12 protein-coding genes and 1 pseudogene are annotated in these 13836 nt (G+C 70.1%); 3 read left to right on the top strand and 10 right to left on the bottom strand.

Going from position 1 to position 13836, the window contains the following annotated elements:
• Positions 1-683 (bottom strand): annotated as a pseudogene (locus OPU66_RS01290) (hypothetical protein); the annotation flags it as partial.
• Between the two features lie 23 nt (positions 684-706).
• On the opposite strand from OPU66_RS01290, the gene OPU66_RS01285 reads away from it, so the two are divergent.
• Both OPU66_RS01285 and OPU66_RS01280 read left to right on the top strand, forming a co-directional pair.
• Positions 707-1783 (top strand): DUF2336 domain-containing protein, encoded by a 1077-nt coding sequence (locus OPU66_RS01285; RefSeq protein ID WP_498551782.1) that lies wholly within the window; start codon positions 707-709, stop codon positions 1781-1783.
• Positions 1780-3213 carry a sensor histidine kinase gene (locus OPU66_RS01280; RefSeq protein ID WP_498551781.1) on the top strand — a complete coding sequence of 478 codons (1434 nt, stop codon included), beginning with the start codon at positions 1780-1782 and terminating at the stop codon, positions 3211-3213. The genes OPU66_RS01285 and OPU66_RS01280 overlap by 4 nt, the downstream gene beginning before the upstream one ends.
• 20 nt (positions 3214-3233) lie before the next feature.
• Here the strand turns inward: OPU66_RS01280 and OPU66_RS01275 are convergent, their stop codons facing one another.
• From OPU66_RS01275 to gltX, 3 genes are read right to left on the bottom strand one after another with little or no spacing between them, the layout of a single operon-like run.
• Positions 3234-3803 carry a DUF3833 family protein gene (locus tag OPU66_RS01275; RefSeq protein ID WP_498551780.1) on the bottom strand — a complete coding sequence of 190 codons (570 nt, stop codon included), beginning with the start codon at positions 3801-3803 and terminating at the stop codon, positions 3234-3236.
• A complete protein-coding gene (locus OPU66_RS01270) occupies positions 3775-5058 on the bottom strand; it encodes a citrate synthase (protein WP_498551779.1) in 1284 nt (427 codons plus the stop codon). The genes OPU66_RS01275 and OPU66_RS01270 overlap by 29 nt, the downstream gene beginning before the upstream one ends.
• 41 nt (positions 5059-5099) lie before the next feature.
• The gene (gltX, locus tag OPU66_RS01265; protein WP_498551778.1) at positions 5100-6572 is read right to left on the bottom strand and encodes a glutamate--tRNA ligase; all 1473 of its coding nucleotides are present in this window, start codon (positions 6570-6572) and stop codon (positions 5100-5102) included.
• Here gltX and OPU66_RS01260 point away from each other — a divergent pair.
• A complete protein-coding gene (locus tag OPU66_RS01260; RefSeq protein ID WP_498551777.1) occupies positions 6535-8691 on the top strand; it encodes a ComEC/Rec2 family competence protein in 2157 nt (718 codons plus the stop codon). The two genes, gltX and OPU66_RS01260, sit on opposite strands and share 38 nt — an antisense overlap.
• Positions 8692-8848: 157 nt before the next feature.
• Here the strand turns inward: OPU66_RS01260 and lexA are convergent, their stop codons facing one another.
• From lexA to OPU66_RS01230, 6 genes are all read right to left on the bottom strand, one after another.
• Entirely contained in the window at positions 8849-9517 is a 669-nt protein-coding gene (gene lexA / locus OPU66_RS01255) for a transcriptional repressor LexA (RefSeq protein ID WP_498551776.1), read from the bottom strand.
• 57 nt (positions 9518-9574) lie between these two features.
• On the bottom strand, positions 9575-10774 hold the full coding sequence (locus tag OPU66_RS01250; protein ID WP_498551775.1) for a molybdopterin molybdotransferase MoeA: 1200 nt from the start codon (positions 10772-10774) through the stop codon (positions 9575-9577).
• 147 nt (positions 10775-10921) lie between these two features.
• Positions 10922-11413: a cyclic pyranopterin monophosphate synthase MoaC gene (moaC, locus tag OPU66_RS01245; RefSeq protein ID WP_498551774.1), complete on the bottom strand. Its 492-nt coding sequence runs from the start codon at positions 11411-11413 to the stop codon at positions 10922-10924.
• A 2-nt stretch (positions 11414-11415) separates the two neighbouring features.
• Positions 11416-12186 (bottom strand): indole-3-glycerol phosphate synthase TrpC, encoded by a 771-nt coding sequence (gene trpC / locus OPU66_RS01240; protein ID WP_498551773.1) that lies wholly within the window; start codon positions 12184-12186, stop codon positions 11416-11418.
• On the bottom strand, positions 12183-13181 hold the full coding sequence (gene trpD / locus OPU66_RS01235; protein WP_498551772.1) for an anthranilate phosphoribosyltransferase: 999 nt from the start codon (positions 13179-13181) through the stop codon (positions 12183-12185). Before trpD ends, trpC begins: the two co-directional genes overlap by 4 nt.
• Positions 13178-13768 (bottom strand): anthranilate synthase component II, encoded by a 591-nt coding sequence (locus OPU66_RS01230; RefSeq protein WP_498551771.1) that lies wholly within the window; start codon positions 13766-13768, stop codon positions 13178-13180. The genes trpD and OPU66_RS01230 overlap by 4 nt, the downstream gene beginning before the upstream one ends.
• Between the last annotated feature and the right edge of the window lie 68 nt (positions 13769-13836).

Here is a 13836-nt window from a genome sequence, read left to right as displayed (position 1 = left end):
GCCAGCGTCAGCCAGCCGCCGCGCCGCACCGCGCCGCCAAAGCCGCCGCCGCTGTCCGCCCCCGGCAGCGCCCCGGCAATCGCCAGTTCGGGCTGGGCGAGCAGATCGAGCAAAGGCGGCCGTGCGACCTTGAGCCGCAGCTCGATCACATCGGGCGTCATCACCGCGACTTCGTCGACCGCCGCCAGCGCCGCGCCCAGCGCCGTCGTCCGCTGCCGCGTCAGCGCCGCGCGCAGCCGCCGCGCGACCAGATCGGCGCTTACCGGCCGCCCGGCCAGCCGCGCGTCGCGGTCGAGCCGGAAGATCGCGCTCAGCCCGTCATCGGTGACGATCCAGCGCTGGGCGAGCGCCGGGCGGATCTGGCCATTTTCGTCGAACGTCACCAGCCCGGCGCCGGTCATTGTCGCCAGCATCCGGTCGGCCCGGCCGGTGGCGGGGCCGATCCGGTCTGGCCGCGCCACCGGATCGCCGATGATGCTTGCCCGGATCGGCCCATCGCCGGCACGGCTGCCGCAGCCGCTGAGCAATGCCAGCACGGCGAGCAGGGCTGCCGCCGGGCGGCCTGCTGGGGCGCGGCCGCCGCCGCGCGCAAGGGATCGACACTGCGCCATCGCGTCATGCTCTATGCCCGCCGGTGCCGCCCGCCAAGCGCCAAGCGCCGTAAGGCTTAACGCGGTCTTCATTCTCGCCCGGCTATGCCGCTGCCATGGCCCTGACTGCGCGCGAAGACGATGGCGGTCCGCCGGCGGGTGCGTCCCGCCTGCTCGCCGCGGCGGCATATGCCGCGCGCGAGGCCGATGCGCGCGTGTCCGCCGCGCTCAACGATCTGTTCGTTCCCGAACGCCACCGCCCCAATGACCGGCAGCGCTCGGCCATCTCGGTGATGATCGAGGCGCTGGTAGAGGATCTGGAAAGCGATTTGCGGCTGGGGCTGATCGAAAGGCTGGGCGACGCCGCGCCCCCCGCCATCGGCGTCGCGCGCATCGCCATAGCCCGGCCGATCTTCGACCGCGCCGGGGTGCTGCGCGAACGCGATCTGGTCGCGCTGCTGCTCGCCCGGGCCGAGGAACACCGGATCGCCGAGGGCATTCGCCGCATCGCCGCCGCCGATCCCGAACCGGCCAGCACGGTGCCGCTCAATATCGCGCCCGAACTGGAAATGCCCTATCTGATCGCCGAGAGCCGACGCAGCGACGGGGCGGGGGAGCCGACACTGTCGGCGCGCGACCTGCCCGCCGATCTGCTCGTCCGGCTGGCCTGGTGGACGGCGGCGGCGCTGCGCGATTATCTTGATCGCGCGTCGCCGCTCGATCCGGCTGCGCGCGACGAATCCCTGCAGGGCGCGGTGTTCGAACGGCTGGCGGCACATGATGAAAGCCAGACGCTGGAGGGGGCGGCGATGCGGGTCGCGCTTGCCGGCCCGGCCGATGACGATGCGCTGTTCGAGGCGTTCAGGCGCGGCTATTTCAGCCTGTTCGTCGCCAACCTCGCGGTGCGGGCGCGGATCGATTACATGTCGGCGTTCGTGATCGCGACCGATCCGGGCATCGGTGCGCTTGCGGTCGCACTGCGCGCGATCGAGGCGCGCACCGAAGTGGCGGCATCGATCCTGCTCCAGATGGCCGCGATCAACGGTCTCAGCGAAGCCAAGCTTGAAGAACGCATCAACGACTATCTCGATCTCGACTTGATCGAGGCGCGCGAGGCGATCCGGCCCTGGCGGCTCGACCGGGCGTTCCGCGCCGCCATCGCCGATATCGGCCGCGAAAGGCGGGCGCGATGACCCGCGTCGCCGAGGGGCTGATCGATGCCGAGGGGCGGCTGGTGCGCGCCGATCCGGCGCTCGCCCGGTTGCAGGAGGCGGCGGGCGGCGCGATCGGGCAGGTCATCGCCGTGCCGCAGATCGCCACGCTGGTCCGGCTGGCGCAGCGGCTGGGCGTGCTCGTGTCGCGCTGCGTGATCGCCGCCGACGGGGCCGATGATCTCGATCTGTGGGTGCAGGCCAAGCCGGAAGGGGACGGCGTTGCGCTGTCGGTCGGCGGCTGGGCGCGGCGTCCCGGCCGGTCGGGCGATGACGGTTTTGGCCGCCGCGTTTACGATTTCGTACGGTCGCGCGGCGACTGGCTGTGGGAAACCGATCCGGCGCTGAAACTCACCTCAATCACCGATCCGGCGTGCGAGGCGATGATCGGCGCACCGCTGACGCGGCTGTTCCATTTCATCCCCGGGGCCGATGGCGAGCTGCCGATCCTGGAGGCGATTGCCGCGCGCGCCCGGTTTGAGGGGCAGGAGGCGGAAGTGCGCGGCTCCGGCCAACGGGTGCGGCTGACCGGCCTCGCGCTGATCGATGGCGGCGGCCGCTTTGCCGGCTATCGCGGCAGCGCGTTTCTGGTCGACACGCCGGCCACATCGCCAGTCGCCCAGCCCGCCACACCGCCTGCCACGCCGTCTGCCGCGCCACCTGTCCCTGGCGCATCGCCGCCGGCCATTGGCGATGCCGTGCCGGCGGCCGGCGATGCGGCGGAACCCGGCCTTGGCGACGGCAATCCGTTCGGCACGCGGCTCGACACCGCGCTGCGCCAGCCGCTCGCCCGGATCGTCGAGCGTGCCGAAAGCATCGGGGTGCAGTCCGGCGGGCCGATCCGCCGCGATTATGCCGATTATGCGACCGATATTGCGAGCGCGGGGCGGCATCTGCTCGCGCTCGTCGACGATCTGGTCGATCTTCAGGCGGTCGAACGCCATGATTTTCAGCCGCTCGCCGATCTGATCGATCTTGCGGACCTGTCGCGGCGGGCGGCGAGCCTGCTCGGCATTCAGGCCGGCGACCGTGGCGTGCGGATCGATCCGCCGGCGATGGACGAAAGCCTGCCGGCGCGCGGCGATTATCGCCGCACGCTCCAGATCCTCGTCAATCTGATCGGCAATGCCGTGCGCCATTCGCCCGAAGGCGGCATGGTGTGGGTGCGCGCCGAACGCGAAGGCGCGCGCGCGATCATCGTCGTCGCCGATCAGGGCCATGGCATCGACCCCGCCGAGCATGAGCGGATCTTCGAGAAATTCACCCGCATCGCGCCCAGCGACGCCAGTGGCAGCGGGCTTGGGCTTTACATCGCCCGGCGGCTGGCCCGCGCAATGGGCGGCGACCTGACCGTCGACAGCGCGCTCGGGCAGGGGGCGCGGTTCGTGCTTGCCCTGCCAGCTGGCGGCTGACCCGCGCGCGGCCGAACAGGTCAGCGCGCCGGGCCGGTGCGCCTGATCGTTTCGTCGAGCGTTGCCACCCGCAGTCCGCGCAGCGTCACCGTCATGCGGTTGACCGCGCTTTGCCCGTCAGGGGCAAGATCGATCTGCTGGAACGCGTTCAGGCCGCCGCGCATCGGATAGGCGATGGTCAGCCGGCTGCCGGTCACGCGCGCGGTGACGAGGTCGGTCGCATCCGACATATGGCCGCGATATTCGCCGGGTATCCCGGTCGGGCGCAGCCGCCACAGCCGCCGTCGGTCGGGATGGCCGGGGCGGCTGACCCGCTGGCGCAGCACCAATGTGCCATCGACCAGCATCTCGCCACTGCCCGTCACGCTGATCGCTTCGGGCTGGTGCCAGCGGCGGGTCAGCGTGCCGCTGCCTTGCGTGGTGCCGACGAAGAACGCCGCCGGGTCGAACACCGGTCCCGGCGACGGCAGCGAGGCCGTTTCGCCGGGACGGGCACAGGCCGCAAGCGGGGCGATGCCGACCAGCGCGAGCAGGATCGGCATCGCCCGGCGGCGCATCGTGTCAGCGCTGGTCGAGCGGGACATAGTCACGCTGCGTCGGCCCGGTATAGAGCTGGCGCGGGCGGCCGATCTTCTGTTCGGGGTCCGAGATCATCTCGTTCCACTGCGCGACCCAGCCGACGGTGCGGGCGAGGGCGAACAGCGCGGTGAACATCGACGTCGGGAAACCGATCGCCGACAGGATGACGCCCGAATAGAAATCGACGTTCGGATAAAGCTTCTTCTCGACGAAATAATCGTCCTTGAGCGCGATCTGTTCCAGTTCGCGGGCAACGTCGAAAATCGGATCGGTGACGCCCAGCTTTTCCAGCACCTCGTTCGCGGTCTTCTGCATCACCTTGGCGCGCGGATCATAGTTTTTATAGACCCGGTGGCCAAAGCCCATCAGGCGGAACGGATCATTCTTGTCCTTCGCGCGGGCGATATATTCCGGAATCTTTTCCGGGCGGCCGATTTCGCGCAGCATGTTGAGCGCGGCTTCGTTCGCGCCGCCATGCGCCGGACCCCACAGGCAGGCAATGCCCGCCGCGATGCAGGCGAACGGATTGGCGCCCGACGAACCGGCCAGACGGACGGTCGAGGTCGAGGCATTCTGTTCGTGATCGGCATGGAGGATGAAGATCTTGTCCATCGCCGCTTCGACGACCGGATCGACCTGATAGGGCTCGGCCGGCACGCCAAAGGTCATGCGCAGGAAATTGCCCGAATAGGACAGCGAGTTGTCCGGATAGAGGAAGGGCTGACCGACCGAATATTTATACGCCATCGCCGCAATCGTCGGCATCTTGGCGATCAGCCGGTGGCTGGCGACCATGCGCTGGTGCGGATCGGTGATGTCGGTCGAATCATGGTAGAAGGCCGACAGCGCGCCGACGACGCCGCACATGATCGCCATCGGGTGCGCATCGCGGCGGAAACCGCGATAGAAGGTCGCCAGCTGCTCATGCAGCATCGTGTGGCGGGTGATGGTATAGGCGAACTGGTCCAGCTCGTCCTTCTTCGGCAGCTCGCCGTTCAGGAGCAGGTAGCACACCTCCATGAAGCTCGACTTTTCGGCGAGCTGGTCGATCGGATAGCCGCGGTGCAGCAGGATGCCCTGATCGCCATCGATATAGGTCAGGCCGGATTCGCAGCTGGCGGTGGAGGTGAAACCCGGATCATAGGTGAAGGCACCGGTCTGGCCATAGAGCTTGCGGATGTCGATCACGTCCGGGCCGACACTGCCCTTGCGGACCGGCAGGTCGATCTCGGCTCCGCCCAGCGTCAGTTTCGCCATGTCAGTCATTCATTCTGCTCCTCAACCAATCGTCACGCGGGCGCGGCGTGTCATGCTGCCAGCCGGTCGGCCAGCCGTGCCAGCGATTCGTCGCGTCCCAATAGAACAAGCACGTCAAAAATTCCTGGCGAAGTCGTGCGTCCGGTCAAGGCCGCACGCAGCGGCTGGGCGACCTTGCCCAGGCCGATCCCTTCGGCTTCCGCCACCGCGCGGACGGCGGCGTCCAGCGCCTCGGCCGACCAGTCGGTCACCGCTGTCAGCTGGTCATGGACGCGGCCGAGCAGCCGGGTGCCGTCGCCTTCCAGCAGCGCAGCGGCCTTGTCTTCCATGGCAAGCGGCCGGGCGGCGAACAGGAACATCGCCCCGTCAGTGATTTCGTGGAGATTCTTCGCACGCGGTTTGAGCTCTGGCATCGCCCGCTCCACCAGCGCCAGATCGGCGTCGCTGAGCGCGCGGCCCAGAACGGCTGCAATGCGCGGTGCGGCCAGCGCGGCCAGCCGGGCATCATCGGCCTCGCGCAGATAATGGCCGTTCAGATTTTCGAGCTTTTTCAGGTCGAAACGCGACGGCGAGCGGCCGACCCCGCCAATGTCGAACCATTCCGTCGCCTGCGCCCGCGAAATAATCTCCGCATCGCCATGCCCCCAGCCGAGGCGCAGCAGATAGTTAGACAGCGCCTCGGGCAGGATGCCGAGTTCGTCGCGATAGGCATCGACACCCAGCGCGCCGTGGCGCTTGGACAGCTTCGCCCCGTCGGACCCGTGAATCAGCGGGATGTGGGCATAGGCCGGCTCGGGCCAGCCCATCGCGCGAATGATGCCCAGCTGGCGGAAGGCGTTGTTCAGATGATCGTCGCCGCGGATGACATGGGTGACGCCCATGTCGTGATCGTCGACAACGACGGCCAGCATATAGGTCGGCGTGCCGTCGGAGCGCAGCAGGATCATGTCGTCCAGTTCGCTGTTCTGGACGACGACACGGCCCTGGACCAGATCCTCGATCACCGTTTCGCCGTCGCGCGGGGCCTTGAGGCGCAAGGCAAAGGGCTTGCCGTCCTGCTCCGGCCCCGGTGCGCGGTCGCGCCAGCGCCCGTCATAGCGCATCGGCTGCTTGGCCGCCCGCTGCGCCTCGCGCAGTTCGGCCAGCTCCTCGGGGGTTGCATAGCAGCGATAGGCATGGCCGCTCGCCAGCAGCGCCTCGGCCACTTCGGCATGACGGGCGGCGCGCTGCGACTGGTAGACGACATCGCCGTCCCAGTTCAGGTCGAGCCAGCTCATCCCGTCAAGGATCGCGTCGATCGCCGCCTGGGTCGAGCGCGCCTTGTCGGTATCCTCGATGCGCAGCAGGAACTTGCCGCCATGATGACGGGCGAACAGCAGGTTGAACAATGCGGTGCGCGCACCGCCAATGTGCAGGAACCCCGTCGGCGACGGGGCGAAACGGGTGACGACGCTGCTTGCGCTCACGCGCGGTTGCTCCCAGGCTGTGAAGAACGTGATGGTGACCGGCGACGCCCCTAGCATGGCCGTCTGGCCGCGACAAACCACGGGCTTTTCCGGGGCGATAGCGGCATTGCGGGGCGCGTTCGACCGGATCGAAACCTGGCTCGATGCCGAACGCGATCAGCTGCCTTTGTGGCTGCCGGTCGCGTTCGGGGCGGGGATTGGCGGCTGGTTCGCCCTGTCGGGGCCGGCGGGATGGGGGGCGCTGATCCTCGCGGGCGCGGCGGTGGCGGCGCTTGGGGTCGCGCTCGGGGCGGGCCGGCGGCTGGGGCAGAGCCTGATCTGGGCCGGGCTGGCGCTGGCGCTCGGCTGCGCGCTGGTGTGGGGCCGGGCGCTGATCGTTGCCGCACCGGTGCTCGACCGGCCGGCCATCACCCGGTTCGCCGCCGACATCGAGTCGGTCGCGCAGCTGACGCCCCGGCAGGCGGTCCGCCTCGTCCTGCGCCCGGTGGACCGGCCCGATCTGCCGCCGCGCCTGCGGCTGACGGCGCGGCAGCAGGCCGCCCCGGCCGATCTGATGCCCGGTGACCGGATCCGCCTGACCGCCCGGCTTGCCCCGCCAATGCCGCCCGCCATGCCCGGCGCGCATGATCCGGCGCGGGCGGCATGGTTCGCGGGAATCGGGGCGACTGGTCGGGCGCTTGGCGCGGTCGACAGGCTGGCCCGCGCCCCGCCCGATCGGGCGTCCGGGCTGCGCGTCCGGCTGGGCGGCCATGTCGCCGGCGCGCTGCCGGCACGCGCCGCCGGCATCGCGGTCGCGCTGGCGACCGGCGATCAGGGGCGGGTGGGTGCCGAGGATCAGGAGGCGCTGCGCCGGGCAGGCCTCGCCCATCTGCTGTCGGTCAGCGGCCTGCACGTGACCGCGCTGGTGGGCGCGGTGATGTTCGTCATGTTGCGCGTTCTGGCGCTCAGCCCCGGGCTGGCGCTGCGCTGGTCACTGCCCCTTGTCGCGGCGGCGGCCGGCGCGGCGGCGGGGGCCGGCTATACCTGGCTGACCGGGGCCGAAGTGCCGACGGTCCGCGCGCTGGTCGCGGCACTGCTGGTGCTCGCCGGGCTGGCACTGGGGCGGGAGGCGTTGACCCTGAGGCTGGTGGCGGCGGGGGCGCTGGTCGTGCTCGCGCTATGGCCCGAAGCGCTGATCGGCGCGAGCTTCCAGTTCAGCTTTGCGGCGGTGACCGCGATTGTCGCGCTCCACGATCATCCCGCGGCCCGCCGCCTGTTTGCGCGGCGTGACGAGGGGGTGATTGCGGCGATGCTCCGCGCGCTGGTGGCGATCCTGGCGAGCGGGCTGGCGGTCGAGATCGTGCTTGCGCCAATCGCGCTCTATCATTTCCACCAGCAGGGCGTTTATGGCGCGCTCGCCAATCTCGTCGCCATTCCGCTCACCACCTTCATCATCATGCCGGCCGAGGCAATGGCGCTGGCGCTCGACACCGCAGGGCTGGGCGCGCCGCTCTGGTGGATCACCGGCCGGGCGATCGATCTGCTGCTGGCGCTCGCGCATCTGACGGCGGCGGCACCCGGGGCTGTCCTCCGCCTGCCGCTGATGCCCGGCGGGGCGGCGCTGACGATGCTGGCAGGCGGGCTGTGGCTGCTGCTCTGGACCCGGCGGCACCGCTGGCTGGGGCTGGCCGCGATGATGGGCGGCGCGTTGTGGGCGGTCGCGACGCCGCCGCCCGACCTGATCGTGACCGGCGATGGCCGGCATGTCGCGGTGCGCGATCCGGCCGGCGACTATGCCGGCATTCGCGCCGGCCATGGCGGTTTCGTCGACCTGATGCTGGCCGATGCGGTCGCGCGTGACGAGCCGCTGGCCAGCCTCGCCTTGTCACCGGATGCGCGGTGCAGCCCCGATGCCTGTCTGGTGACCATCACCCGCAACGGCCGGACCTGGCGGCTGCTTGCCACCCGCACCGATCTGATGATGCCCTTTCAGCCGCTGATTGCCGCCTGCGCCGCCGCCGATATCGTCGTCAGCGACCGCCGCCTGCCCGCAGCCTGTCGCCCGCGCTGGCTCAAGCTCGACCGGCCTGCGTTGGCGCAGAGCGGCGGCGTCGCCATTCGCCTCGGCACCGCGCCGTCGCTCGACCCTGCGCTCCGGTCGGGCGACCGCCACCCGTGGCGCGTTCCCGGCCCCTAGAGCGGTTTCCGATCCGATTCCATCGGATCGGCCGCCCTAGGCGTTTGATTTCCCGCATTTTCCGAGTCGCCGGGTGTCCCAACCGCGCTCGAAAATCGCGCCCTGATCGCGCGGTCGCCCTGCTGCCGCCCAGCTGCCACCGCTCAGCCATCGCCGCTCAATAGCGGCGCAGCAGCCCGGCCAGACAGCCCTGCACGCGGACGCGGTTGGGCGTGTAACGCTGCGGATCATAAGCACGATTGGCCGGATCGAGCCGCACCATCGCGCCTTCGCGGCGGAAATATTTGAGCGTCGCTTCGGCATCGTCGATCAGCGCGACGACGATCTGCCCGTCGCGCGCGGTATCGACGCGGCGGATCAGTGCATAATCGCCGTCGAGAATCCCGGCCTCGACCATCGAATCGCCTGCGACTTCAAGCGCATAATGCTCGCCCGGGCCAAGCAGCGCGGCGGGCACCGACAGGCTCGACTGGCCTTCCAGCGCCTCGATCGGGCTGCCCGCCGCGATCCGGCCATGCAGCGGGATATCGAGCACATTCTCGTTCGCGGCGACCGGCGGGGGGGCGGCAGCAGGGCTGGGCGTGCGCGCCTTTTCAGTCGCCGCACCGCCACCATCAGGCAGGCGCAGCACCTCGAGCGCGCGGGCGCGGTTGGGCAGGCGGCGGATGAACTGCCGTTCCTCAAGCGCGCCGATCAGCCGGTGGACACCCGATTTGGACTTGAGGTCCAGCGCCTCCTTCATCTCCTCGAACGAGGGGGACACGCCGCTGCTTGCCAGGCGGTCATGGATGAAAAGGAGCAGTTCATGTTGCTTGCGCGTCAGCATCGCCTCGCCCTTGGCTGGGAACGAACAAGGAACATGTAGGAAACGCCTGCCGCCACGTCAAGCAATGATGTGAACATCGGTGAACGCGCCGGCAGGCAGGGCCGGGGCATTGGCGGGGCGGACGATCAGCGCATCGGCGGCGGCAAGCCCGGTCAGCACCCCGCTGTCCTGCACCCCGACCGGGAAAAGCTGTCCGTCGATCAGCCGGGCGCGCAGATAATCGGCGCGCGGGCCGGTGGCGGGCAGTGCCTCGCCCACCGGCAGCGACAGCGTGGGCGGCAGCGGCGCGGCGGCCCCGCCCATCGCCGCGATCAGCGGCATCAGGAACAGCGCGCTGGTGACAAACGCCGAAACCGGGTTGCCGGGCAGGCCGAGCACCATCGTCCTGCCCAGTTGCCCGGCCATCAGCGGCTTGCCCGGCCGCATCGCGATCCGCCAGAAATCGAGCGTCGCGCCGCAATCGGCAAGCGCCGGGCGCACCAGATCATGATCGCCGACCGACGCGCCGCCGATGGTCACCAGAATATCGGCCTGCGCCGCCGCATCGCCAATGGCGCGGGCGAGCGCGGCACGATCATCGGCGATGATCCCGCAATCATGAAGCTCGACCGGCAGGGAGGCGAGCTGCACCGCGAGCATTGCGGCATTGGCGGCGTGGATCTGGCCGGGGCGCAGCGGCGCGCCCGGTGCCGCCAGCTCGTCGCCGGTCGAGATCAGCGCGACGCGCGCGCGGCGGCGCACCGGCAGCGTGGCATGGCCGCCCAGCGCCGCCAGCCCGATCCGGGCAGGGGTGATGCGTTGCCCTGCGGGGATCAGCGTGTCGCCGATGGCAAAGTTCATCGCACGCGGGCGGACATGCGCCCCCCGCCGCGCCGGCCCGTCGCCGGCCAGCACCAGCCGGTCGCCGTCACGCTTCGCATCCTCCTGGATCAGGATGGTGTCGGCCCCGTCGGGCAGGGCCGCGCCGGTGAAGATCCGCGCGGCCATGCCCGGCCCGACCGCGGCGGCAGGCATTTGCCCGGCGGGGATGGTTGCGATCACGTCCCACGGCCCCGGCAGATCGGCATGGCGGATCGCATAGCCATCCATTGCCGAGACATCGGCAAAGGGATGATCGACGCCCGCCGCAATGTCCTGCGCCGCCCAGCGCCCGGCGGCCTCGGCAAGCGGCCGCGTGACCGGGGGGAGCAGCGGAGCCGCCGCGATCAGCCGCGCCTGCGCGTCGGCGACCGGCAACAGGGAGGAGGAAGGGGTCATTCGCCATGCCTGCCACAGCCGGGGCGGCGCGTCATCGCATCGATTTCGCCGCCCTGCGGCGCTCTTTGGATCGGATCGGCCGCCCCAGCCCTCTGATTTACCGCATTTTCCGCGCCGGCGGGTGATTCACCCCGGCGCGAAACTGCGCTAGGCCTGCCAGTCGCCCGATCTGCCGCCGCTTTTGGCGACCAGACCGATGCCGTCGATCCGCATCCCCCGGTCGAGCGCCTTTGCCATGTCGTAGATCGTCAGCAGAGCGACCGAGACGGCGGTCAGCGCCTCCATCTCGACGCCGGTCGGCCCGGTGGTGCGGGCGGTTGCGGTGGCGGTGACGCCATCGGGCGCGGCATCGAGGTCGATGGTGACGCTCGCCAGCGCAACGGGGTGGCACAGCGGAATGAGATCGGCGGTGCACTTGGCGGCCATGATGCCGGCGATGCGCGCGGCGGCGAGGACATCGCCCTTCACCACCGTGCCGGCCGCAATCGCCGCCGCCGCTCCGGCCGACATCAGGATGCGCCCCCTGGCGACGGCCACGCGCAGGCTGTCGGGCTTGGCCGACACATCGACCATCCGGGCCTGGCCCGCCGCGTCGAGATGGGTCAGCCCCGCAGCGTCGGCATCGCGGTCCGCCGCCATGGTCAGCCGACCAGCGCCCGGGTCGCAGCCTCGACATCATCGGCGCGCATCAGCGTTTCGCCGATCAGGAAGCAGCGCACGCCATGTTCGGCCATCGCGTCGAGATCGGCCCGGCTGGTCAGCCCGCTTTCGGCGACGAAGGTGCAGCCGGCCGGCGCGCGCCCGACCAGTTCATAAGTCCGCTCGAAACTGACCGAAAAGTCCCTGAGATCGCGGTTATTGACCCCGATCAGTCGCGACCGGAGCCGGAGCGCGCGGTCCAGTTCGGCGCTGCTGTGCACCTCGACCAGCGCATCCATGCCAAGCTCGAGCGCTGCCGCCTCGATCTCCGCCATCTGGCCGTCGTCCAGTGCGGCAACGATGATCAGGATCGCATCCGCGCCCAGCGCCCGTGCCTCGCGCACCTGCCAGGGATCGACGATGAAATCCTTGCGCAGCACCGGCAGCGTGCAGGCGGCGCGCGCGGCGACCAGATCGGCGTCGCGGCCCTGGAAATAGGGTTCGTCGGTCAGCACCGACAGGCAGGATGCGCCGCCCGCCTGATAGGCGCGGGCATGGGCGGGCGGATCGAAATCGGCGCGGATCAGCCCCTTGGACGGGCTGGCCTTCTTGATCTCCGCGATCAGGCCGTAACCGGGCGCGGCATCGAGCGCGCGGCGAAAGCCGCGCGGCGGCGACTGGGCGGCGATCAGCGCGTCGAGATCGGGGTTGAGCGCACGGCGACGGGCGGTGTCCGTCACCTTGAAGGCGCAGATTTCCTGAAGCTTGTTCATCGATAGGCGATCCAGCGTTCGAGCAGGTGCAGCGCGCTCTGGTCGTCAATCGCATGGGCGGCGCGGCGGGCACCATCCTTCAGATCGGCGGCCTCGCCCGCGACCAGCAGCGCAGCCGCGGCGTTGAGCAGCACGGCATCACGATAGGCCCCCGGGCTGCCCATCAGCAGGCGGCGCAGCGCGGCGGCGTTATAGGCGGCGTCATCGCCCTTGAGCGCATCCAGCGGGTGCGGCTGAAGCCCGGCATCGCGCGGCATCACCCGGTGGACGCTGTCGCCGAGCAGGCCGACCGAGACCATCGTGCTCGGCCCGGCGATCGACAGTTCGTCGAGCGGTTCGTCGCCCGCCACCAGCAGCACCGATTGCAGGCCGACGAGCCGCGCCGCATCTGCATAGACGGGCATGAAATCGGGCCGCGCAATGCCGATCAGCTGGCGCGACACCCGCGCCGGATTGCACAGCGGGCCGACCAGGTTGAACACCGTGCGCCGCCCCAGCGCGCGGCGGATCGGCGCCAGCGGCGCGAGCGCGGGGTGGTGGATCTGCGCGAACAGGAACGCGATGCCGAGATCGTTGAGGCTGCGTTCGGCAGTCGCCGAGGCGACATCGAGATTGAGGCCGAGCGCTTCGAGCGTGTCGGCGGCCCCGGCCTTGGACGAGGCCGCGCGATTGCCATGCTTGGCGACCGGCACGCCGCAGGCGGCGACGACGATGGCGACGGCGGTCGAGATGTTCAGGCTGTGCTGCGCATCGGCCCCGGTGCCGCAGACATCGATGGCGTTGGCCGGCGCATCGACCGGCAGCATCCGCGCGCGCATCGCCTGCGCACAGGCGGCGATTTCGACCGCCGTCTCGTCGCGCAGCGACATGTCGGCCAGAAAGCGGGCAATGTCGTCATGGGCGGGCTTGCCGTCCAGAATGTCGCCAAAGGCACGCGCCGCCGTCTCGGCATCCAGCGCCATGCTGGCGTCGGGCAGGATGGTGATCGTCGTCATGCGATTTCCCTGACCGGCAGGCCGGCGGCGCGCATGAAATTGGCGAGCATCCGGTGGCCATGCTCGGTCGCGATGCTTTCGGGATGGAACTGGACGCCGTGGATCGGCAGATCGCGGTGGCGAAAGCCCATCACATGCCCGTCGTCGCTGCGCGCATTGACGACCAGCTCGGGCGGCAGCGTGTCTTCAGGCACGATCAGCGAATGATAGCGGGTGGCGGTGAAGGGCGAGGGCAGGCCGGCGAACAGCCCAGTGCCGTCATGCGTGACCGGCGAGGTCTTGCCGTGCATCAGCCCGCCGCGCACCACCTTGCCGCCGAAATGCTGGCCGATCGCCTGATGGCCAAGGCACACGCCGAGCAGCGGCCGCCCGGCCTCGGCGCAGGCGGCGACCAGATCGAGCGAAATGCCCGCCTCGTTCGGCGTGCACGGGCCGGGGGAGATCAGGAACGCCTGCGCGCCGGACGACAGCGCCTGCCCGGCCGACAGCGCGTCGTTGCGCACCACATCGACCTCGGCCCCCAGCTCCATCAGATAATGGACGAGGTTCCAGGTGAAGCTGTCATAATTGTCGATGACAAGGATCATGGCCGGGGGCTTTAGCCGCCATGCCCCCGGTTCGTCACGCACGGAATCCGGGAGCTGCTCCTGCCGGT

The organism is Sphingomonas sp. URJC2 (genome assembly GCF_059803575.1).
Note: the sequence above shows the minus strand (reverse complement) of the source record. Positions and strands in the feature narration are given on the sequence as shown.